Source organism: Stenotrophomonas nematodicola, from assembly GCF_009467805.1.
Taxonomy (GTDB): Bacteria; Pseudomonadota; Gammaproteobacteria; order Xanthomonadales; family Xanthomonadaceae; genus Stenotrophomonas; species Stenotrophomonas nematodicola.
This window is the reverse complement of the sequence record NZ_WIAY01000001.1, coordinates 859,854-880,816: the sequence shown is the minus strand read 5'-3', so window position 1 is coordinate 880,816 and position 20,963 is coordinate 859,854. Positions and strand designations below refer to the sequence as shown.

Genomic DNA, 20,963 nt, shown 5'->3' with positions numbered 1-20,963 from the left:
TCCGCAGAATTGATGCGATGCGGACTGGTGGGTGACGCGGGAGAGACCCGCGGCAGCCTGGAACCCTGGCTGCTGGCATGTGCTGACGAATCAGCGAACATGCAGGCAGCTTCGTGCGAGGGCTGCGCCGCGTCAGTTGGAAAACGGCATTCGGCCCAGCCCCGATTGATGAGCACAGGAAAAGAAAAGCCCCGCATCGAGTACGGGGCTGTCAGGAGGGTGCGGTGGCGCTGGGTCAATCGGGCTTGTCGCCCAGGACATGCTGCTTCCACAGGTCGAATGCCCGCTCGGGCGGAAGCTCGGCGAGGATGACGATGGGCTGGGCCTGCCTGGTGCGCAGCGAAGCGAAGTACGCCTTGCGGTCGGCGATAGCCTTGAGCTTGATGCCTTTGATGAACAGCAGTTTGCCGTCCTTGATGAACAGCACCTTGTTGCCGATGTCGCGGTTGAAGGCGGCTCGCACCTTGCGCTCCGCGTGCATGGCATCGGCCAGTTCATCGACCAGGAAGTCGAGCGTCATGTCGATGTAATGAGGGTCTTCACCCTCCTGGCCTAGATCGAGCGGCGCAGGCGGCAAGCCCTTGGCAAAGGCTTCGGCCTGAGCCAGCAGCGTCGTCTTGCCGTTGAGCGCGCGGAGGAATGTCGAGCCGCCATGCCCGTCGTTGCGGGCCTCGGCGATGGGAGTGCCGTCGAACACGATGGTCGCGGTGAAGCACAGCGTTTCCTCGCTGGCGAAGTCGGCGACCTTGAGGTTCTTCAGCGTGATGCGGTCTTGCTTGGTGATGGTGTCCATGGGAAGTCCTGAAATCGACCGGGTGGCGACATGCCCCTGACGGGACGTGGCGACCATCCCGTGGGTTGGAGAAAGGAGGCATCGATGCCCCGGTGGGCAGCGTTCGCCGGTGAGATGCCGAAGCGAACTGGTGGGTGGCGTGGGCGGAACCCACGGCAGCCTTGACACCCTGGCTGCGGGCTGCTGCCGATACATCGGCAATGCAGGGGGAGAATGGCGCGGCCGGCAGGCTGCGTCGTCGATCAATCCGAAGCGGTCGAGTCCGTCTTGTGCAGGCACTGCACCAGCCGGTTGCCCAGCCAAGCCATGCACGGGACGGCCATGGAGTTGCCAATCGCCTTGTAGCGCGGAGCGTCTGCGGCAGGCTTGCCGCGATACGGGATCAGCGTGTAGTCGTCGGGCATGCCCTGCAGCCGCTCGCACTCCATGGGCATCAGCCGCCGCACCCGCCATTGCGACCAGTCCGCTGCACCGGATTCATTCCAGTCGTAGCGGAAATGTGCCTCGAAGTCGGGGGCCAGGACATGGGGCTTGTCTGCGCCGCCGCCGCTGGTACGCAACGCCGCCGCAACGCTTCCGCCCAGTTCGGCAGCAAGACCCTGCGTCCGTCCCCGCAGGGCAACGCAGGCCACCATCGGCACACCGTAGCCCGGCTTGCCGTTGGACAGGACGGTGCAAGACACCTGTCCATGGCCCGACTCGAAGCGCACTTCGCCGCGGTTGTTCTGCGCGAAGGCGATGGCGGGCACGACGCCTGCGTTCGCATGGCTGTTGCGATGCCCGCCGGCACGCAGCGTCGGCGTCAGGTCGATCGTGGCGTCCGCGCCGCTGCCCTGGGCGGTGAAGGCGATGATCGGCACGCCCTTTCCCGTACCGTCCTCGCTGCTGCCCTTGCCGTTGTTGGCGGTGTCGAGGGTGTGGGCGATGCTGCCGGCGATGGACTGCACCATGAACGTCTCGGTGCGGATGTCGTGCTTGGGACCCGCGGCCATCAGGCATGCCGCAACATCGACGGGGCCAATGCCGCCGCTGAATCCGAACGTCGTCGTGACCTTGCCGTAGGGCTGGTTCAGTCCAGCGAATCCTGCGTATCCGCCTGCTGCTGCAGCACCCGGTCCAGCAGCGCGGGCAGCTTCTTGCCACGGCGCGCGGCCCGCAGAAGAATCCCCGCGCAGGCCTGTGCGCTCAAAAAGTACTTCGGAGGGATCGAGGTCATCACCACCACATGCCACAAGAAACACGCGCTTGCGGCGTTGGGCGACACCGAAATATTGAGCGTCGAGCACGCGCCAGGCGATGCGGCGGCGGGGTCCAGACACACAACCAGCGTGCGCCCATTTTTCCCCTGGCGGCTGGAGCGCACGGCTTTCTCCGGCCAGTGCGCCCAGGAAATGCCCGAAGGCATTGCTGCGGTCGTTGAGGACGCCGGGGACGTTTTCCCAGACGAGCGTTGCCGGCGGGCGGCGGTCTTGGTGGCGGGTTTGGTCGATGGCATTTGCAAGCTCCACATAGGCAAGGGTCAAGGCGCCGCGCGGGTCGTTCAACCCCTGGCGCGCGCCGGCAACGCTGAACGACTGGCACGGCGTGCCGCCGACCAGGATGTCGGGCGCCGGCACGGTGCCGGCGCGCACCTGACGGGCGATCGCGGTCATGTCGCCCAGGTTGGGCACATGGGGGTAACGGTGGGCGAGCACGGCGCTCGGGAACGGCTCGATCTCGGCGAACCACGCGGCTTTGAGGCCGAGGGGTTGCCATGCGAGGCTCACGGCCTCGATGCCGCTGCACACGCTGCCGTACAGCAGTGGCGCGGCCTGGGGCGCACCGCGAAGGGTGCAAGGTTGCGGGTTCATGTCGGGTCTCCTGTTCGTGTGGCCCGGGGCGGGCCGGGACGTTGATAGGCAGGAGAAAGGCGCCGAAGGCCCTGCGGCCTTCGGCTCGGGAGGACAGAACCACCCGTGGGCTGGTGCAGGCCCGGTCGTCGCTAGAACCGTCTGCTCATCAGCAATCACACCCGGCGCATGTCGTGGTTCGCGCCGGCATCGTCTGGCGCACATCCGCGCACAAAGGGAGCCCGTTTTTGCGCCGGCGGGCACCGGCACCGAATACCGCTGACCACGAAGGGTCTCCGGGTGGCTCGCGCAGCTTGGCAAGCCACCGGGGGACCCTTCGCAGAGGCGGGAGAAATGCAGATCAGCAGAACGCGCAGGAGGCGGTTCGCGGAGAAGCTACCTTCAGGTCCCGCGGCCGGGGATGACCAAGCGGGACGCGCACACGGACAAGAAGGCGTTGCGCGCTGGGCGTCCCGCAGGGCGTGCGGAACACAGGCCGCGCCGCCGATGGCGGGCACGGTTCACGGGGAACGGGGTCGGTCAGGAGCCTTTGCGGCCGCTGCGGCGCGGGCGCGAGGCACCACGCTTGGACGTGCCGGATTCGACCGGCAGCGTGCCTTTGCAGTCGGGGTAGCGACTGCACGACCAGAATGGGCCGCTCTTGCCGGTGCGCTGGCGCGTCGGTGCGCCGCACTGTGGGCAAGGCGGTCCGTGGGGAACCTTGATGGACAGGGACGTGCTGCCGTACTGCGCGATCAACTGTGAGATCCATGCAGCCTGCTTGCCGATGAATACGTCCAGCGTGAGCTGTCCAGCTTCGATCATGTCCAGCGCCTGTTCCCAGACGGCGGTTGTCCCTGGGTCGGCAATCGCTGTGGGCACCGCGTCGATCAGGGTGAAGGCCGCATCCGAGGCACGGATGGCGCGGCCCTTCTTCACGAGGTAGCCCCGCGTCAGCAGGCCACTGATGATGTTGGCCCGCGTCGCTTCGGTGCCGATGCCGACCGTATCCTTGAGCTTCTGTTTCAGGCGCGGGTCCGAGACCAGTTTGGCGACGCCCTTCATGGACTTGACCAACTCGCCCTGCGTATAGGGCCGAGGGGGCAGCGTCTTGAGCGCCTTCAGATCGACGTCGGCCACCTGACATGCCAGGCCCTCGCGCAGCGCGGGCAGTACCTGGCTGCGCGCCGCAGGGTCGCCATCCTCCTCGGATTGCGGTTCGGCCAGCACCAGGCGCCACCCCTTGACGACGACCTGCTTGCCGGTGGCCGCCAGCGTCTGCTGGCCGCAGGAGAGGTTCGCCACATTGCGGTCGAACTCGTGGTGAGGAAGGAATTGCGCCAGGTAATGCGCCCGGATCAGCCGATACACTGCCAGTTCCTTCTCACTCATGGTCGAGAGGTTCGCCGGTTCGAGCGTCGGGATGATGCCGTGGTGAGCAGACACCTTCGCGTCGTTCCAGGCGCGTGAGCGTTGAGTGCGGTTGAGCTGGTCCATGATCGGTCGCAGCAAGGGATCGGTCTTGACCAGGCTGTCGAGGACCGTTGGCACCTCGGCGAACATGCTTTCGGGCAGGTAGCCCGAATCGGAGCGCGGGTACGTCGTGGCCTTGTGCGTCTCGTATAGGGCCTGAGCAATGTCTAAGGTCTCCTGCACATCGAGCCCAAGCTGCCTGGAACACACCTCCTGCAAGGTCCCCAGGTCGAACGGCAGCGGCGGGCCTTCCCGCACGCGCTCGGTTTCGACCGCCACCACCTGGGCGCTGTCCGCGGCGCGGATCTGCTGCGCGGCGTGCTGCGCGATGGGCTGCTGCAGGCAGCGGCCGGCGTCGTCGGTGCATGCTTTCGGGGGAACCCACTGCGCGGCGAAAGTCTGGCCACCGGCGGACAGGGACACGTCGATGGCCCAGTACGGCACGGACACGAAGGCGGTGATCTCGCGGTCGCGGTCCACGACCAGTTTGAGCGTGGGGGTCTGGACGCGGCCTACCGACAGCACGCCGTCGTAGCCGGCCTGCCGTCCCAGCACCGTGAACAAGCGGCTGAGGTTCATGCCGACGAGCCAATCCGCCCGAGAGCGCGCCAGCGCCGAGTAGTACATCGGCAGCGTCTCGGCCGATGGCCGGAGCTTGCCGAGTGCCGCGCGGATGGACGCATCGTTGAGCGCCGACAACCACAGCCGTTCGATGGGACCGCGGTAGCCGCACAGGTCGATGATCTCGCGGGCGATCAACTCGCCCTCGCGGTCGGCATCTGTGGCGATGACAAGCTGGGTCGCCTTAGCCAGAAGCGCCTTGACGACTTTGAACTGCGTGGCGGTTTTAGGTTTGACCTCGACCCGCCAGTGCTGAGGAATGATGGGCAACTGCTCCAGCGACCAGCGCTTGAGCGCCGCGTCATAGACCTCGGGGGCTGCCGCTTCGACGAGATGGCCGATGCACCAGGTGACGGTGACGCCGGAACCGTTGAGGCAGCCTTCACCGCGCTGCGTGGCACCGAGAATTCGGCCAATGTCTTTGCCCTGGGAGGGCTTCTCGCACAAGAACAGCCGCATGTCCGTCCATCCCGATTCCCGTTGTTCATGGAGTTGCTGGAATCGAGGATGCCGAGCGCCACCTGGGGTAGCAGCAAACAAGCCGCATGCGCCGGCGACCGCTTTCACGCCGATGGAATGGCTCGGGCGGGGATGGCGCGTGGCCGCAGGTGTGCGGACCAGTAGCCGCGATTTGCGGGAGCGCGTGGAAGTCGATGGACGTTGATGGAGCTATCCCCAGGGGATAGCTTGCGGGGTGCATGGAGGGCGGCGAAGCACTACGGCGGCCGCCCTCCATGCCGGTTCACTTCCTGCGCTTCGCCTCCTTCGGCGCGGTCGATTCCTGGGCAGCCTGTGGCTTCGGTTCTGCCTCCTGCGGCTTCGGACTGAGGGCCACGGACTCGATGCGGTACGGCAGGATGCCGACGCTGCGCGCGTTGATCTGCCAGGTCTCGCGCGGCTGATCTTCGTTGTCCGTCCAAGGCTCGCGCTCCATGCGGCCGATGACCAGCACGCGCATACCTTTCTGGTACAGGTCCTTCCAGTGCTCGGCGTCGCGGTGCCAGATTTCCACCGGCGCCCAGAAGCCGCCGCGGTCCTCGAAGGTGCCATCCTTCTTGGGTACGGGGTTGTCGAAATAGACGTTCAGGCGCAGCAAGCGGCTGGGTTCGTCATTGCCGTTGGGGAATTCGCGGTACTCCGGTGGCGAGCCGATGTTGCCTTCGCCAGAAAAATGCGTGCTCATGGTGTGATCTCCGTGGTGGTTGAAATACCCGTGCCTCGTCGGCGCCGGGCGCGTGCTGGGATGCCCGGCGCAATCACCGATCGCGCATTGCGGCAGGAACGGACGTGAGCCGGTGCAGGTAGGCGTCGTCCGCCTCGGCGGCCTTGCTGGCGCATTCCTGCGCCTGCCTGCCCAAGGTGTGCAGCAGGCTGATCTGCATGTTCAACGTGATGCGCTGCAGCTCGATCGCGTGCAGGTCGGCCAGCAGGTTGACGGGTGTGCTGCTGCTGGCGATCAGCTCCCGCCACAGCGCCACGCCCATGGCCGACCTGTCGTGCCTGCGCCAGCGCAAGAAGACGGTTCCTGCGCCAGTGGTCTGTTGGGCCAGTTCGATGGGCAGAAGGTGGAAGGGGTGCCCGCATGCTTGCTCCAGCACCTGTCGCTGTGCCAGGGCAATCAACTCGTCGCGCATGGCGAAGCACTGGCTGGCCCAGGCCTCGAAGTCCCCTTTACCCTTAAAAGGCTTTAAAAGGCCTTTTAGAGAGGCCGCGTGTTCCAGCCGCATGAAGGCACCCTGTTGCAGGCCCCGGAAGTAGCGGGTCGGTTGGTTCAGATCGTTCATGCGGGCTCGTCCTCGCCGGCTGACGCTTCGGGCGGCTCTGCGGTGGCGGCTTCGTCGCTGGGCGGAGGCGCTGTGGCAGGACCGTCGCCGCGCTGTTGCAGGCCACGGCGCACGACGGGTGGCGCAAACTTCGAGCGGCGTGTCCCCTCCAGCACCTCCTGCGGCAGTTCGCCGTACTTCTCCAGCGCGACTCGCGCAGCGGCGTTCTTCGCCGCGAAATCGTCGCGGGTGCAGCCCGAGTAGCGATACTGCTGGGCCAGCGAGAACAGGCTGCGCAGCGCGTGCGCGCCCTCGTTGAGCCAGCGTTCCAAGGTGCTGCGGTCGATGAGCGCGGTGTGGTGGGCGAGGATCAGCTTGCGGGCGATGTCGTCGTAGTCGGCCAGGAGATAGACCGCGGCAAAGCCGAGCTGCGCGTTGACGAAGAGCGGGAGCTTGACCGGCTGCACGTTGAGGTTTTCGCCCAGGCTGAGCGCCGGTGGCACGCTCGCCAGCGCCTGGTCCACCTGCTCGCGCAGCGATTGCAGCGTGACCTTGGTTTGGTCGAGCTTGTCCTCGATGCGCAGCATCCACCAGTCCGAGTACGGGTCGTCCTGCTCCGAGCCCCGCCGCATCTTGTTCATCTGGGCGATGTAGCCGTTCAGGCCGACGATGCCCGGTCGCCCCTCGGCGGCGGCGCGGCCGTGCCAGATGCGGGAAGCGTGATGGGTGTGCAGGGTCAGCGACATCGCGCTGCGCAGGGAGCCGAGATTCAGTTGCAGAGGTTCATTGGTTGCCATGGTGTCCGCTCGTTGTTGGAAAAGGAGCGGCCAGCTTCGGCAGGAAGCGGAAGGCAGTCAGTCAAGAATCCGAATCCCGGCGGGCCCCGGTTTAGGGCGCGGCGGTTGCATGCGGCGCGAGCTATCCCCAGGGGATAGCTCCATGGAGCGTCAACGAACGCTGCACGCCGGGATCAGGGTAGGCAACACCGATGCTGCGGCAGATGGTCGATCCCAGGCCTGCGACAACTTGGCGTTGTGCCCAGCAGCGGAACTATCCCCAGGGGATAGCTCTATTGGCGGCCATGGGCATCTACTTTCACCGACTTGCATGCCGGCTCACTTGCTGGCGAGCAGATTGCGTAGCCGCTCGATGTGCTGCTTGGCGACTTCCGGCGGCACTGGCTTACCCTGCGGCTGAGGTGGCGGTGCTGCTGGTGGCCGCTCGTTTGGCGGGACGGGTGCCGATGGCGCGTCTTTCTTGGCCCAGGCATTGAACTCGCCATGGATGGCGCGCTGGATGATGCCGAACAGATACCCCGCAGGATTGCGGATGCCATGACTGCTGCATCGTGCGGCCCAGTCGTCCAGCACGGCCTGTCTCAGCGCGGCATCGACCTGCTGCAATGCCACCCTGGCACCTGTCTGCTGCTCTGCCTTCAGTTCCGTGAAGCGCTTGGGCCATTGCAGATCGCCCAGCGCGCGCGCCTGCGCGGTAGTACGTACTTCATTAATACGACTACTACGTACTGTACGGGCCTGCTTCGGATTCCGAAGAGAGGCGTCTGGCGCGGGTTTCGCCCCTGCTTCGGATTCCGAAGACGGGTCGTCCGCATTCCGAAGAAGGCTCGATGCTCCTTCTTCGGAATCGTGGGCGGCATCCTCCTGTGGATAACTTTCGGCGGCCGTGATGCCTTGGCTGGCGAGGCGTTCGGCCAGGACCTGTAGCCGCGACGGCAGTGTGCGTCCGGAGAGCATCGGATCTTCCGCGATCTCCTTGAGGGTGTTCAGACCGACCATCTGGACAGCCTTGGCCGAATGGCCGAGGGACTGGCTGACCAGTGCCAGGTAGTCGGCGTCGAGCTGCATGGCCTCGAAGGGCGTCAGTGGTTCATCGTGCAGAACGTAGAGGTTGCCGAGGATGCGGCCGGTCTTGGGGTCACGCCGTCGCCGTACCAGGCTCAACCATCGGGTGAGGCGCAACAGCGTCAACGCTCGGGCCACGGTTTCATGCGAGGCCTGCCCGGCGCAGGGCATCGACGCCAGCCAGGGTCGAAGCTGCTCATACGTCGGGAAGGCTGTCATGCCGTCGTCGTTGAGCATCAGCCGGAACACCTGCCAGGCGTTGCGCTCCAGCGGCGTCAGGCGACGGTCGAGGAACAGCCGCCGCGGCACGGTCTCGTGCCGGTTGCCGCTGAAGAGGAAGGCATCGCCTGACGTGGCGGGCGTCGGCGTAGGCACGGGTGCTGGCGCACTGGGGCTGGGCTTGGGCGCGAGGTCTTTCAGGGCAGCATCGAACAGATCCGCGAGTGCGACGGGGCCACGGCGTGGTGCGGTGTCGTCCACGGCCATGGCTCAACCCAATCCCTGATCGACCCAGCTCTTGATCGAGGCCCAGACCACCGACAGAGGCAGCGACATGCCTTCGGCCAAGTCCATGGTAGCGTCGAGGATGGAGGTTTCGTCTTCGAGATCGACATTCCTGCTGCCGGTCACGGCCTTCCATTGCCGCCACAGCTCCGTGTCCTGTTTCTCGTCCAGCACGGGGTGGCGGCCCTTGCGCTTCGGCAGGCCGAGGATTTCGCGGCGAAGCGCCACCTCCTGGTGGGTCAGGCCATAGAACCGACTGACCATCTCGGTGCTCGCGCCCAGCCTGAGCATGCGATCGACCGTGGCGATTTCCTTCTCCACGTCCTGCGCCTGCTTGAGCAGTCGCCGGAGCACTTCGCGGTTGACCGTCACCGAGCACCAGGAGACGTTAGCGTTGGCGAGCACGCTGATCAGCGCGGGATGCTTGAGGGCGTCCAGTTCTTCCTCGCCAAACCCCATCAGTTTGCACCGGCGCAGTTGCCCATTGCGCAGGTCATAGAGGGCCTGGGCGATGACGGCCTGGTTGAGTGGGTGTGGTGCGGACATGCTGGCCTCCCTCGCTCACATTCCAACGCCTTCAGCGCCGGCTTCAAGGTCGAGCAGGCGCCGGGCCAGCCGCAGCAGCCGGAACAGCTTGACCAGCGAGGTATCGCTCAATCGCTGGGCCGCATCACCCTGGCCGTGCAGCAGCGCCGGCAGTTCGATGACGATTTGCCCGTCGTGCAGGCCGACGTCGGCGGGCCGCTGACCGGCCAGGCACGCTAACAGCGCGAGGACGGCACGGCCCAGCGGTGCCGAGCTTTGGGTGCGGGCCCGGCAGACGAAACCGATACCCTCTGCACGGTCATCAATGCACTCGTCCAGGTCTGCCTCGCCCGCGATTTCGCGGGCGAACTGTGCGATGTGGATGCGCAGGCGCTCGGCTGTGTCCACGCCGGGATCGATGTACCAGACATCGGAGATCGGATAGAGCCCGCCAGCCTGCACAGGGATGGACTGCAAGACACTCGCCGAGAAGTCGAGCGGCAGCGCATCACCCAACTGGTCGGCGACCATGCGCTGAATGGACTGGAGCCGTTCGGTCGTCGGTGCCGGCGAGACGATGTGCTCCCGAAGCAGATCGCCACCCACCGCAGGGTTGGCCGGACTTGCCTGGCTGGCATCCGTGTCGCTCTCGCGCGTCGAAGGCGTTGCCGCAGGTCGGCCTGCAGGCGGCGCTGCGGATGCAGCCCCTGCGATGGGTGGCGCAGTGTTGGCAGGTGGGCGCGCGATGGTTCCCGGCTCCGGCAACGCAGGCGGCGTCGATGGCGGCGTTGGGTCGCTGACCAAGGCGCGCTGCCGGCTCTCGGATTCGGTCATGTCCAGGGCGAGCACGTCGTAATCGACACCCAGCATCTCGGCCATCTGGCCGATCAGCTCGTCCTGTACACGCTGCGCGGAGAACTCGTCGGCCTGGACGTCGAATTGCGACAGCACTTCCTGGAAAAATTCGTCGAAGTCCTGAACCAGTGGGCGACCCTTGGCGTAGCGCTCCCACGCGAGCATGCAGGCTTTGCGCATGACCGACAGGCGTTCGACCTGATGGCGACCGAGACCGCCATAGAGCACGGTGGGGATCGCGGGCAGGAGATACTGCACCGCGTCGTTCATGCGGCTGATGTGCGACTGTTGTACCGGGAAGCCATCGGCGGCGAGGCGGCGGGCCAGCTCGGACTGGCTCAAGGTGGTGCCGCTTTCTTGCTCGTAGAACTCGCGCGCCTTCTCGACGCCGAGGGCGCGCTCGATGAACGTGAGGCCCCCGCGCAATTCGTTCTCGGCCAAGTGGCCGGTCAACATGACGACTTCGCCGCGGCTGGGCCACGGCCGGAACAGGCACGATACACGGAAAAACCGCTCGTCCTTGGTCTCTGACCATAGTTCGCGCAGGATCGCCAGCCGAGTATTTCCACCGTTGCGGATGATGTAGTGGGACTCACCTGGTCGGCGAGTGATGGCCGGCGCTGCGTCCAGACCGCGCTCGCGGATGGACGCCTTGATTTCCTCGTAGGCCGGGTTGCGTTTTTTCCTGGGATCGTGGTCGTAGGGGCGCAACTGATCTAGGGTCACGACCATGGGGGTGTCGGCGATCGGGTCGCTCAAGGTCGAGGCTGACGGGCCGCTGCGCTCGAACCCGGCCGCGAGCAGCTTGCCAGCCATCTGCTGGGAGGTGATCTCAGCCATGGCCGCCTCCCTGCGCTTGGTATCGGGCCTCGCGCTCGGCGCGGCGGATTTGCGCACGGGCATTCAGGGTCGCCCGGTGGTCGCTTGCCGTCGAGCTGGTGTAGATCGCGGCGCAGCCAGGCTTGGTGAACTTGAGGTGGCCGCCAGGCGTGCGTTTGACGTGCCAACCTTCGCCAACCGCGAACTCGATCAGGGCGCGAAGCCGCTTGTGGCCTCGGGCTAGCTCATGTGCGTTCGCCATGGGACCTCCCGGCATCAAGAGGGTGTGGCGGACGGCCGGACACCATGGCAAATCGGTGCCGCCATTGCGGAAATAGTTCGTCTGCGAGGCCGCGCATGGTGTCGAGCGCGGCGAGGGCGACTCTGCCCGGCGGCTGGCGGTATTCGACCCGATGCACTGGCAATCCGCGCGTAGCTGCACGCGGATACGCCTCGATGGCCGGCACGTCGGTGGCCAGCACGCGGATGCCGGCGTGGTCCTGGAAAAGATCGCGCAGGGCCTGCTGGATCAGCCGTGCATTGGCTGACACAGGGTGGACGCGATTGATGAGCAGATGCAGAGGTGGAGGCTCGATGCCCAGGTGCCGGTAGGGCGCAATGTCTTCGAGCAACTGCATGGTGCCGCGCCGCAGCTCGCGCGCCGCGAGAATTTCCGGGGTCACGGGCGACAGCGCGAGGTTGGAGGCGAGCACCGCCATCTCCAGCAGCACCGAGCGCGCACCTTGGGTGTCGATCAGCACCAGGTCATAGAGAGGCGCCAGGACCGGCAAGAGATGGCGCAACCGTAGGCGCCCATCCGGCGTGTGCAGCAGCAAAGTGTTCAGCTCGCCTCGGTGGTCGTTGGAGAGCACCAAGTCCAGGCCCTCGATGTTCGTGCGGGACACAAGCAGCCCGAGGTCGCGCTCGTTGAAGGCCAGCAACTCGTAGATGCCACCAGGTGCGCGGTGGCCTAGCTCGTAGTACGAGGACAAGGTGGGCTGCACGTCGAGGTCGAGCAGCAGTACACGCAGCCCCGCGTCCGCGGCAAGCCCGCCGAGGTTCGCGGCCGTGGTGGTCTTGCCGACGCCACCTTTGGTTGAAATGATGGATACGACCTGCATGGCGTTCTCCGTGTGAGGATGGGAAGTCCGCTGGAGAACGGGTCAGGCCCGGTTGTTGACGCGCTCGGCGATCCACTGATCGATCTCGATGGAGTCCCAACCGACCGCGCGCACGCCCAGGCGCAGCGCCTTCGGGAACAGGCCTTTGCGCATCAGGTTGTAGATGTGGGCGCGTTTGAAACCCGACTTGGTTTCGACTTCATCAAGCCGCAGGATGCGGCGCTCGCTTGCGGGCAGTGCAGGTGTTTGCGACATGGCGGTCACTCCTGAACGCTCAGTGGCGTTTGTTGGCGTGACCTCCATTCAATAGACATGGATGGGAAAAGACATTGCAAATGCAATCTCCGCGATTGCACATACAAGATGGAAAACCTCAGACTGTTGCGCTACGCAGCCGGCGTCTGGCCGTGGCGAACTTGCCGTTTAGCGTCCGCTCCGCGATCCCCATTGCGCCGCTGTGATGGGCGACCAACGCGCTGACCACCGCCTCCTGCGTCTTGAAGCTGGAGTACGGAACGCCGGAAGGCGACTGGCCGAGCATCAGGTCCAGCATGCTGCCGATGATGTTCAGGTAGGTGGCTTCGGCGCGATCACTGATCAGGCACTGTGCGCCAGCAGAGGGCGCCATCTGCTTGAGAAGCGCTCCGTGCTTTTCCTGCAGCTCATGCAGTTGGCGTTTGTACTGGTCCAAGGTGGACTTCAGGGCCAGGCGCTCGACTAGCATCGCCTGCCCAGTTTCCACCGAGATGAAGGGATGGGCGATGCGCTCGCTCCGGGAGAAAAGGAAGCACGGTCGTTGCTCGGGATAGTGCTGGCGCATCCAGCGCTTCAGATCGACGTGGCGCACCGTCAGATCAGGGGAGTCGATCAGCGCGGAATCGCGCGTCGTGATGCCGTTCCGTCCGAAGGGCAGTTCTCCATTGAGGATGCCGTCGAAGATGCGTTCGGTGCAAAGCCGCAGCTCGTCACAACGTGGACAGTCCAACGACTGCGGCAGGCGCCTTGGCGACGAAATCGAAGCCAGGATCACCTGCTCGTATCGCAGCAGCCCGGCCCAGCGGATGGACGCTTCGATCGGGCGATAGAACACCTTTGATGTTGGTGCATCATTCTTGTTCTCGTGCATGCTCCGTCTCCTTCCAGGAGAAGAACTACATGACCGACTCCTTTGTCGCCGACCTCATGGTCGGCCTGTCGCTTGTGTAGGAAGTGGGTCCCGAAGGCCGCTTCGTCATGTGGTTTGAATACTTCTCACCAGTTCGCGCAACTGGTAGTCGTCGTGTGTTCGATGTGCAAAAATCATCGATCAGAAGGTCGAGCATCGGGACGTAGGCTCGACAGCGACGCTCACGCTATCAGGGTCGTGAGAAGTTACGGTTTCTGCAAAACCGTCTAGGTATGACCTGATATGCCAGCGGTCTCAGGAAGCGTGAGGGGGCCGCAATCGTCCTCGAATGTCCAGTCGGACGCAGCAAACCGGCGCCTGTCATGCTTGCCCCGTCATCCTGATATATCGACAAAGAATCGTGTGCGGAAACGCGGTGGCCAGCATGCGCGTTCTTTCAAAGGAGCTTGACCAGAAGGTCGCCTGTGAGTTGTGGTGCAGGCGTTCCTAGGTGGCATCCGAGCTGTGCCATCACCAGAACCATCTGCCTGATCGTCTTCGCGGTGATGGATGCGGGGCAGACGACCGGGCGTGGATGATGAGTTCGAGGGAGTTGCCTACGACGATGTACCGATCGTGGGTCTGGTGTGCTGAGTGCAGCTCTTTGGACGTCTGTGGAACTCTTTGGACGAATTTGTTGCCGAGGACGAAAAACAAGGCTACAATTGAGGTCTTCGCTGGCCAGCCCAACGAAGAAAGTGATTGGGAAACAACGACTTACTGTCCTAGTACACGTCTCGTTTCCCGCTCCATATTTCGACAGGGCCCCCTTGGGGCCTTGTTTTTCTCCGCGGTGGCACGCGGGCATCCCATGCGACGCCGTCGCGGCAGATGTGAAGTAACGTGTGAAAAGGCTGGTGTGTTGCTCGCGGTTTCGGTAACATACGCGCCTGATTTTGCGGGAATAGCTCAGTTGGTAGAGCGCAACCTTGCCAAGGTTGAGGTCGCGAGTTCGAGTCTCGTTTCCCGCTCCAATTATCGATCTACAGAGTTTCAAGGAAGTCTGCAGGTACTTGAAAAAAGACGCTTCGGCGTCTTTTTTCGTTTCAGCGACGACTGCCTGAATCCCCCCGCAGCCACGAAATTCAAGTGCATTTTCAAGTGCAGCGATTCCGCGTAGCTGTCGTGGTCAACTTATCCCGGACACGACGTCAGGTTTTTTCTCGGCCTGAGCCGGAGCCGGCGCGTCATTGAACCGATGCGGTCGAATCCAGGTGTAGCGATGCATCAGATAATGACTGATGTCCCGCCGCGTTTCCTGGGCTGTCATATCGCCCACGATCGGTATCCATTCAGTTTCAATACTGCGCAGCACACGCCAGCGGCGCATCATCCCGGCAGTTTCCTCGACGACTCATGCTCTGGCGCATGCGGTAACGCCAGAGCCGTTGGCGACACTGGCGACTGCTGTACTGCGGGCCCTGGTCGGAATGGAACCGCAGCCCTTGAGGCCTGCCACGCTTCTCGCAAGCCATGTCCAACGCCTTGACCAGCAAGTCCGCGTCCGGCCACGCATCTTGAGCCGCGCGATCTGCTCGCCGTGTTCCCGCAGCACCGACACAAGACTGCGGCTGCCGGCGGCGCCGCGACTCTGCGTAAACAGTTCGTTGACTCGACTGCGCAACCGACGTCGTTCAACGTCTGGGGTGCGACGTCTGAGGCGATACTGTCCAGGCATCAGCGCTTTTGTCTGCGGACCAACACCGCTACCCCCGAGTGACCGGCAGGCGGCGATATCGCTATCGCCTCGATCAAGCACGAAAGCTGCGGCCTCGCGTTTGGATTCAGTGGAAAAGGAGGGAGAGTGTCGCGATCTTCATGGCGCCACACCACTTTTCCGGGTCAATCCTGGGAAGCGGGAGCCCCAGCCCGATTCACAGTTATGGATGAAAAGAAGCAGTATAGAAAATCGGCGCTTCCAATTTCGTCTGTCATCTGGCCGGATCTGATGCCAGTTGTCATGGTTGCCTCAGTATTTCAATATCTGTCTGCTTGATTGAGTTGCTGGACTTTATTGGGATGTCATCTGACAGGGCTGTACCGATGTAGTCTCCGCTTGCGAGGCTGATGCCTGCATTCTCCTGTAATGCCTTCATCAGCTCCCATTGACCCAGAACAGGTCGCCGTGCCTGATTACTGGTTTTCCCTCCGCATAGTGTGCTGCTTATCTGCTTGGGGCAGCACTTCGCACCTGCTGTGCTGCTCTTCATGCCATCAGCAACACCGGCCTGGTCGCCTTTCGTGGTCGGAACGAGGCGCGTGTCGAACACCACCACCGGGTTTCCGTTGGCCGCACGGATCTGGCGGTTCCTTCTGCGGTTTGCAGTTCGGCAGTCACGGGGCAGGGCACGGGTGGGGGCGCGCGCGCCGACTCATCAGGGGAAGCGTGTGACAAGAGTTCGCGGGTGGAGGGGCGGCCTTTCGGTCTTCGTGGCGCGTTCGGACGAATGTTGCGAGCGTGAGGTCGGATGCAGGTGGACCATAGCGGACCACGGTAAAAAATTGTTGTTGCCAAGGGCTCCAAATGAGTACATAATCCTGCACATCGAAACGACGCGGTTGTATAAAACCTCAGTCATTTCAAGGAGATAGAGAGGGGATGACAGTCTCGTGTCCTGCTCCAACTCCCGACCAGGCCCCGTTTTCGGGGTCTTGTTTTATAGGGTCACCGGCCTGGTGGCAGAGTGGTCATGCAGCGGACTGCAAATCCGCGTACGCCGGTTCAATTCCGACCCAGGCCTCCATTTAGATTCAAGCACTTAGCCCGCCGAAAGCGGGCTTTTTGTTTTCCGCAATCCGGAAGCTTTTCCGCAATTACCGCGTCGGCGTCACTTTGGCGCCGCGCCGGTTGCGCGTGTAGTGCTCGGTCATGACCACCGACGAATGTCCCATCTGCTTCTGTGCAGCGCGCACGTCCCCCGAGGATTCGGCCTTGTCGGTCGCCGCCTTGGCCCGCAGATCGCGGAACTGGAGACCGGTCACCCCAGCCACCTCGCAGGCCTTCGCCCACTTCCTGGACATCGCGTTTACCCCGATCGTCCGACCCTGCTCGTTCACGACCAGCCGGGTGCTGTGCACCTTGTAGGCCGACTTTCGGGCCCTGATGCGCCTCAGTAGCGCTTCCAGCTTCCCGCCCACGGTGAACCGCAGCTTCGCCTTGGTCTTGGCCTGCTGGATGTTCAGCACCCCATCGCGCACGTCCATTTCCGAGATCGACAGCACGTCCGAGGGGCGTTGGCCGGTCAGGTAAGCGAGGTCCATCGCGTCCCGCAGGCACGCGTCCGCTGCCTCCCAGATCGCAGCGAACTGGTCGTCTTCCACGTAGGCGTCCCGGCCGACCTCCCTGAATCCCTTGATGCCCGCGCACGGGTTCGGCAGGGCCGTGTAGCCTTTGTCCCGTGCGAAATTCCAGATGTGGGACAGCAGTGCTTTCTCGCGGTTCGCCCGGACGTAGGCGGTGCCCCCCTTCGTGCGCCAGGTCATGTACTGGCGCACGTCCACGGGTTGGATGCGCTCCAGCGGCGCCGGAGGGTCATCGAAGAAGGCCTTCAAGTTGGACACCTCCTTCTGGTTGTCGGCCAGGGTGCGGGACGCCTTGCGCACAGCGACCTCTCCCATATACCGATCAGCCACCATTGCGAACGTCAGCACCGCCGCCTCGGGCAGGTTCGTCTCGTGCTCCAGTTCGGCCCAGCGCTTGATGGCCAGGCCATAGTCGGTGCCCAACGACGTCTCCCGACGCGGCTTCCCGCCGTGGTCGTAGAAGTAGTAGGTCACCTTGCCTCGCTGGCGCGCGCGGAACCGGGGGATTGCCCCCGGCTTTGTCGGTCTCCGTCCCATGTCAGGCTGCCTTGTTCGACTTCCAGGTGCCGGCGGCTGCCGGTGCGGCGCGCTCAGTCTGCTCCACGCTGGCGCGGATCACCACAGGCCACCCGTGGGCGTCCAGGTAGTGGCGGATGCCGTTGCGCTGCAGAAAAGCGACTTGGCGAGCCTTCTGTGGGGTCCGGCAAAGCTGTCGGACCTCTTCACGCGAGAGGCAGATGTCAACGGCCACTGGCACCCCTTCCTTCGCCCGGCATTTGCAGGCGCAACTGGATCACGTTGGCGGCCGGCGCATCGATCGCGGGCAGAATCTTGCGCGCGCTGCGGGCGGGGCGGTTGATGCGGCGCCACTCGGCGAGTGCCGCGGTGGGTTCGGCGTGCTTGCTGGTTGCCCTGCAGCGGCATTCGACCAGGTGCCCGCCGCCGGCGGCGAGGCCGCGCAGGTCGTGAATGTGGCGCGCGCGGTGTCCGGCGGCGCATGCCGGCAGCCCCTCGGGATGGCTGATCTGCGTCTGGGTCATGGGTTCTCGCACTCCGGATATCGTGTTTCAAGCTTCTGGATCAGGAACACGGCCTGTCTGGCGCGGTTGTCCCGTTCGTAGTGGTTGAGCACTGGGCGGGCCCAGTCCTCCGGATCGCTCCACTTGGTGCATGTGCCTGCCTTGAGCGGGGGGCTCAGGTAGGGAATTCCCGCTCTAGCGAGTAGGGAAAAGCTGATAAAAGGGACCTGCATCACGGTATAAGCTCCTCCTTGCGGGATGGCCCGCACTACTTGGAGTGCATCGAATGGCTAAGGACGAGAAGACCAGTAAGTCGGTCGGCACGAAGGCTTCGGAGCAGCTGAAGAGCCCGAAGAGCACCCCCGCGCAGAAGTCGGTCGCTGGCTCGGCACTGACCCAGCGGCCGGACAAGAAGAAGTAAGTCCGGTTGTGGTGCGCAGGTGCTTCCTGCGCACCACTTCTCACCATCTTTGGCGACGTACCCGATCACGCTGCCATCGCCAACGGCGCAGCCACTGGGTCCAGGTTGGCCTCTGCCAACGCGCGCAGCGGCGGTGGGCTAACGCTGTTGCCCACCATGCGCACCGCAGCGCTGGTGGTCAGCGGGGTGCCGTTCGCGGTGCGATCGATGATGTAGCCCACCGGGAATCCCTGCGCCCGATACAGCTCGTGCGGCTTGAGCATGCGCAGGCCGATGTCCACGATGACGTAGGGGGTTCCCTTGATCACCACCGTTACCAGCGCCAGCCGGTCCCTAGTGGTGACGGTGTCGACGGGGTCATTGAGGCTCGGAATGTTGGCGCCGGTGCCGTAATACTTGATCAGGAACGCGGCCACGCGCAGCGCACCCTCCTGATGCTCGGGCGACAGCTGGGCCAGCTCGGCTGTCGCCAGCTGCTGCTGGCTGCCGCTGGCGGTGATCGTGCTGACCGGATCGCGCGCATCGCGCCCGCCACCCTCGTAGAACCCACCATTGGCCTGCTCGAGGAATGCACACGCAACAGCATGGCCGCCGCTCCCGCTGGCGGTGACGGTCCCAACAGGCTCACGCGCGTCCTTGCTTCCGGCACCCCAGCGCTGCACACCGCCTGGACGGCCTTCGCCATGCGCTGCCTGCACCATGACCGGCGCGGCGATGCCCAGCGCATGAGCCGCTCCAGCCGGCCGCTTTGCGCCGGCTCCCGAAGTGATCGTTGGAACCGGCGCTGTAATCGGCGTGCCGATGTTGTCGCCCCGGAATTTCACCAGGTGCGGTGCTGCTACTGCATGCTTCACGCCCCCCGCCACGACCGTGCCCAGCGGCTGCTGCAGGTCCAATGCGCGCGGCGCCTGGCCTGCGCGCTCACCGTAGCCGGTCTGCACCAGTACCGGTGCCACCAGCGCGGTGTCTGCCTTCGCGGTCATCGTGTAAAGCGGTTCAGCGCCCGAGCGTGGTTCCGACTGGCCGGCACGGCCGCCGACGCCTGCGAGGATGGGGCTCACCACGGAGAAGTGTCCGCCCTTCACGCCAGCGCAGATCGTCCGCAGCGGCTCGCCTGCCGCCAACGTGCGTTGGCTGCTTGCATTGGCGTGCTCGGTGAGGAAGGGGGCAAGCTCTGGCGAGGCCAGCATCAGCTCGCCCCGGTTGGCGGCGGTGATGGTGCGCAGCGGCTCATGCACGCCGTGGACGCGGTCGCCGCCCTGATGGGTCACCGGCACAATGAACGGGGCCGCCGCCTGGATGACGTGGCGCTGCAGGCCCTTCGCGATTCGCCGCTTCGTGGCATCGGCCAGTTCGCGCTTACGCCCAAAGATGGACGGGCAGGGGATGGTGAAGTCCAGACAGTCGGCGGCGGACACCCGCGGCTTCTGGCCCGGCGCGGTGCCGTGGGTTGCCGCGGGCCACACGATCGGCTCACCGTCGCGGCGCCCCAGCAGAAACAGGCGTTCCCGGCTGGTGCCGGCGCCATAGTCGCTGGCAACCAGTTTCCGCCATTCGACCGCGTAGCCCAGCGCACGCAGCGCGGCGACAAACTGCCGCCAGGTGCGGCCGGTACGGCTCCTGTCAGGCACCAGCTGCTGATGCTCGACCGGCACGCGCTCGCCGCGCGCTGCAACGGTGCCATCCATCTTCAGCACGCGGCCGGTGGACTTGCAGCGCTTCGCAATCAGCGGACCCCACGTCAGGATCTGCCACACGTTCTCCATCGAGAGGATGCGCGGCGCGGTGTTCGTGCCCGTGTCGCGGTCGGCGCGCAGCAGCTGGCCCACCCATTTCAGTACCACCCAGGACAGGGCGCGCGTCTTCCTGCTGCGCGGCTGGCCGCCCTTGGCCTGGCTGAAGTGCGTGCAGTCCGGCGAGGCATGGAACCAGCCCACCGGGCGGCCGGCCACGTCCACGCGCGGGTCTGCGTGCCAGATGTCCTCGCGGTGGTGGATGGTGAGCGGGTGGTTGGCGGCGTGCATGCCGATGGCCAGCTCGTCGTGGTTGTAGGCGAGGGCGGGGTCGATGCCCAGGGCCTGCTTGAGGCCCTCGCTGGCGCCGCCGCCGCCGGCAAACAGATCCACCACGATCTCGCCGGCGCGCAGGCGCGACTTCTGCGGAGCGGGGAAGTTGAAGGAGCGGGAGCCGTCAGCCATTGGAAACCTCGTTGATCCTGTTGAATTCGATGACCCACACCCACGGGTTGCTTTCCCAGTCGCCGCCGGTGTCGTTCCAGATGTCGCGGAACTGGATGCGCAGCTCGTCGGCGGCATCGGCCACTTTGAACCTGGTGGTGATGCCTTCCGCGAGGCAGTCCTGCGTGCTGATCGCCTGCAGCCGCTCCACGCGGACGGCGGTGATCTCCAGCACCAGTCGGCAGACCCAGCGCGGCATGTGGATGCTGGGGCGCCAGCGCTCATCGATGCGCCGGTCGCCATAGCCGTCGTCGGCGGCATAGACGAACGGGCCGTCCTCTTCGCGTGCTGAGCCGATAGCATTGATCTCGAACTGCCACGTTTCCCGGACCCACAGCCGGTCGCCGGGCTGGCCGAAGGGGCACAGGCCGTGCCCGGGGGCGTCCAGCACATGGGTGATGATGCCGCTGCGGGTCTTCGTGGGCTTCTTGAGGCACAGGCAGTTGTCGCCGCGCACGCCGGCAACGGCACGGCGGGTCTGGGTCTTCTGGCCGGCCAGGATGGCGCGCACCATCGCGCCGTTGAACAGGATGGGACGCTCGCGCATTAGATGGGCTCCTCGGGCAGCGGGGCGGGGCCACTGCAGCCTTGCGGCCGGTGGTTTCGTGGGGGCTGGCCCACAGGAATGGGGTTCGGATATGCTCTGCCGAGCG

20 protein-coding genes, 2 tRNA genes and 1 pseudogene are annotated in these 20,963 nt (G+C 64.8%); 3 read left to right on the top strand and 20 right to left on the bottom strand.

Annotated elements, in window-relative coordinates; genetic code table 11:
- Positions 1-235: 235 nt before the first annotated feature.
- The 13 genes from GDJ08_RS04130 to GDJ08_RS04070 all read right to left on the bottom strand — a co-directional run bounded on the left by GDJ08_RS04130 (position 236) and on the right by GDJ08_RS04070 (position 13,291).
- On the bottom strand, positions 236-793 hold the full coding sequence (locus GDJ08_RS04130; protein WP_023103929.1) for a hypothetical protein: 558 nt from the start codon (positions 791-793) through the stop codon (positions 236-238).
- A gap of 242 nt (positions 794-1,035) precedes the next feature.
- Positions 1,036-2,643, bottom strand: a complete 1,608-nt coding sequence (locus tag GDJ08_RS04125) for a DNA cytosine methyltransferase (RefSeq protein ID WP_023103930.1) — start codon at positions 2,641-2,643, stop codon at positions 1,036-1,038.
- A gap of 519 nt (positions 2,644-3,162) precedes the next feature.
- Positions 3,163-5,175: a DNA topoisomerase III gene (locus GDJ08_RS04120; RefSeq protein WP_028690960.1), complete on the bottom strand. Its 2,013-nt coding sequence runs from the start codon at positions 5,173-5,175 to the stop codon at positions 3,163-3,165.
- A gap of 283 nt (positions 5,176-5,458) precedes the next feature.
- Entirely contained in the window at positions 5,459-5,899 is a 441-nt protein-coding gene (locus GDJ08_RS04115) for a single-stranded DNA-binding protein (protein WP_028690961.1), read from the bottom strand.
- A 73-nt stretch (positions 5,900-5,972) separates the two neighbouring features.
- Positions 5,973-6,500 (bottom strand): DUF3158 family protein, encoded by a 528-nt coding sequence (locus GDJ08_RS04110; RefSeq protein WP_028690962.1) that lies wholly within the window; start codon positions 6,498-6,500, stop codon positions 5,973-5,975.
- Positions 6,497-7,276, bottom strand: a complete 780-nt coding sequence (locus tag GDJ08_RS04105) for a PFL_4669 family integrating conjugative element protein (protein WP_028690963.1) — start codon at positions 7,274-7,276, stop codon at positions 6,497-6,499. Before GDJ08_RS04105 ends, GDJ08_RS04110 begins: the two co-directional genes overlap by 4 nt.
- Positions 7,277-7,594: 318 nt before the next feature.
- Positions 7,595-8,827 (bottom strand): STY4528 family pathogenicity island replication protein, encoded by a 1,233-nt coding sequence (locus GDJ08_RS04100; protein WP_028690964.1) that lies wholly within the window; start codon positions 8,825-8,827, stop codon positions 7,595-7,597.
- A 3-nt stretch (positions 8,828-8,830) separates the two neighbouring features.
- Entirely contained in the window at positions 8,831-9,391 is a 561-nt protein-coding gene (locus GDJ08_RS04095; RefSeq protein ID WP_023093474.1) for a DUF2857 domain-containing protein, read from the bottom strand.
- A gap of 15 nt (positions 9,392-9,406) precedes the next feature.
- Positions 9,407-11,065 carry a ParB family protein gene (locus GDJ08_RS04090; protein WP_028690965.1) on the bottom strand — a complete coding sequence of 553 codons (1,659 nt, stop codon included), beginning with the start codon at positions 11,063-11,065 and terminating at the stop codon, positions 9,407-9,409.
- Complete coding sequence (locus GDJ08_RS04085; protein WP_019726333.1) at positions 11,058-11,306, bottom strand: hypothetical protein; 249 nt, start codon at positions 11,304-11,306, stop codon at positions 11,058-11,060. The genes GDJ08_RS04090 and GDJ08_RS04085 overlap by 8 nt, the downstream gene beginning before the upstream one ends.
- A complete protein-coding gene (locus tag GDJ08_RS04080) occupies positions 11,290-12,165 on the bottom strand; it encodes a ParA family protein (RefSeq protein ID WP_028690966.1) in 876 nt (291 codons plus the stop codon). The genes GDJ08_RS04085 and GDJ08_RS04080 overlap by 17 nt, the downstream gene beginning before the upstream one ends.
- Before the next feature lie 42 nt (positions 12,166-12,207).
- Positions 12,208-12,420 (bottom strand): AlpA family transcriptional regulator, encoded by a 213-nt coding sequence (locus tag GDJ08_RS04075; protein ID WP_009459729.1) that lies wholly within the window; start codon positions 12,418-12,420, stop codon positions 12,208-12,210.
- A 118-nt stretch (positions 12,421-12,538) separates the two neighbouring features.
- Positions 12,539-13,291, bottom strand: coding sequence for a hypothetical protein (locus tag GDJ08_RS04070; protein WP_028690967.1), 753 nt, complete (start codon positions 13,289-13,291; stop codon positions 12,539-12,541).
- A 937-nt stretch (positions 13,292-14,228) separates the two neighbouring features.
- On the opposite strand from GDJ08_RS04070, the gene GDJ08_RS04065 reads away from it, so the two are divergent.
- Positions 14,229-14,304, top strand: a tRNA-Gly gene (locus GDJ08_RS04065).
- 155 nt (positions 14,305-14,459) lie between these two features.
- On the opposite strand, the pseudogene GDJ08_RS04060 reads toward GDJ08_RS04065, so the two are convergent.
- Together GDJ08_RS04060 and GDJ08_RS20090 are read right to left on the bottom strand one after the other, a co-directional pair.
- Positions 14,460-15,089: pseudogene (locus GDJ08_RS04060) on the bottom strand (DDE-type integrase/transposase/recombinase).
- A gap of 199 nt (positions 15,090-15,288) precedes the next feature.
- Positions 15,289-15,606, bottom strand: a complete 318-nt coding sequence (locus tag GDJ08_RS20090; RefSeq protein ID WP_206147285.1) for a PAAR domain-containing protein — start codon at positions 15,604-15,606, stop codon at positions 15,289-15,291.
- 394 nt (positions 15,607-16,000) lie between these two features.
- Here GDJ08_RS20090 and GDJ08_RS04050 point away from each other — a divergent pair.
- A tRNA-Cys gene (locus GDJ08_RS04050) sits at positions 16,001-16,074 on the top strand.
- A 70-nt stretch (positions 16,075-16,144) separates the two neighbouring features.
- Here GDJ08_RS04050 and GDJ08_RS04045 read toward each other — a convergent pair.
- From GDJ08_RS04045 to GDJ08_RS04035, 3 genes are read right to left on the bottom strand one after another with little or no spacing between them, the layout of a single operon-like run.
- Positions 16,145-17,170, bottom strand: a complete 1,026-nt coding sequence (locus GDJ08_RS04045) for a site-specific integrase (RefSeq protein WP_017355892.1) — start codon at positions 17,168-17,170, stop codon at positions 16,145-16,147.
- 1 nt (position 17,171) lies between these two features.
- Positions 17,172-17,390, bottom strand: coding sequence for a DUF4224 domain-containing protein (locus tag GDJ08_RS04040; RefSeq protein ID WP_017355891.1), 219 nt, complete (start codon positions 17,388-17,390; stop codon positions 17,172-17,174).
- Positions 17,374-17,673, bottom strand: coding sequence for a hypothetical protein (locus GDJ08_RS04035; protein WP_017355890.1), 300 nt, complete (start codon positions 17,671-17,673; stop codon positions 17,374-17,376). The genes GDJ08_RS04040 and GDJ08_RS04035 overlap by 17 nt, the downstream gene beginning before the upstream one ends.
- A gap of 265 nt (positions 17,674-17,938) precedes the next feature.
- On the opposite strand from GDJ08_RS04035, the gene GDJ08_RS20315 reads away from it, so the two are divergent.
- Positions 17,939-18,073, top strand: a complete 135-nt coding sequence (locus GDJ08_RS20315) for a hypothetical protein (RefSeq protein ID WP_017355889.1) — start codon at positions 17,939-17,941, stop codon at positions 18,071-18,073.
- A gap of 65 nt (positions 18,074-18,138) precedes the next feature.
- On the opposite strand, the gene GDJ08_RS04030 is transcribed toward GDJ08_RS20315, so the two are convergent.
- Positions 18,139-20,271 (bottom strand): DNA cytosine methyltransferase, encoded by a 2,133-nt coding sequence (locus tag GDJ08_RS04030; RefSeq protein WP_153164367.1) that lies wholly within the window; start codon positions 20,269-20,271, stop codon positions 18,139-18,141.
- Positions 20,264-20,857: an ASCH domain-containing protein gene (locus GDJ08_RS04025; RefSeq protein WP_153164366.1), complete on the bottom strand. Its 594-nt coding sequence runs from the start codon at positions 20,855-20,857 to the stop codon at positions 20,264-20,266. The genes GDJ08_RS04030 and GDJ08_RS04025 overlap by 8 nt, the downstream gene beginning before the upstream one ends.
- Positions 20,858-20,963: the final 106 nt, after the last annotated feature.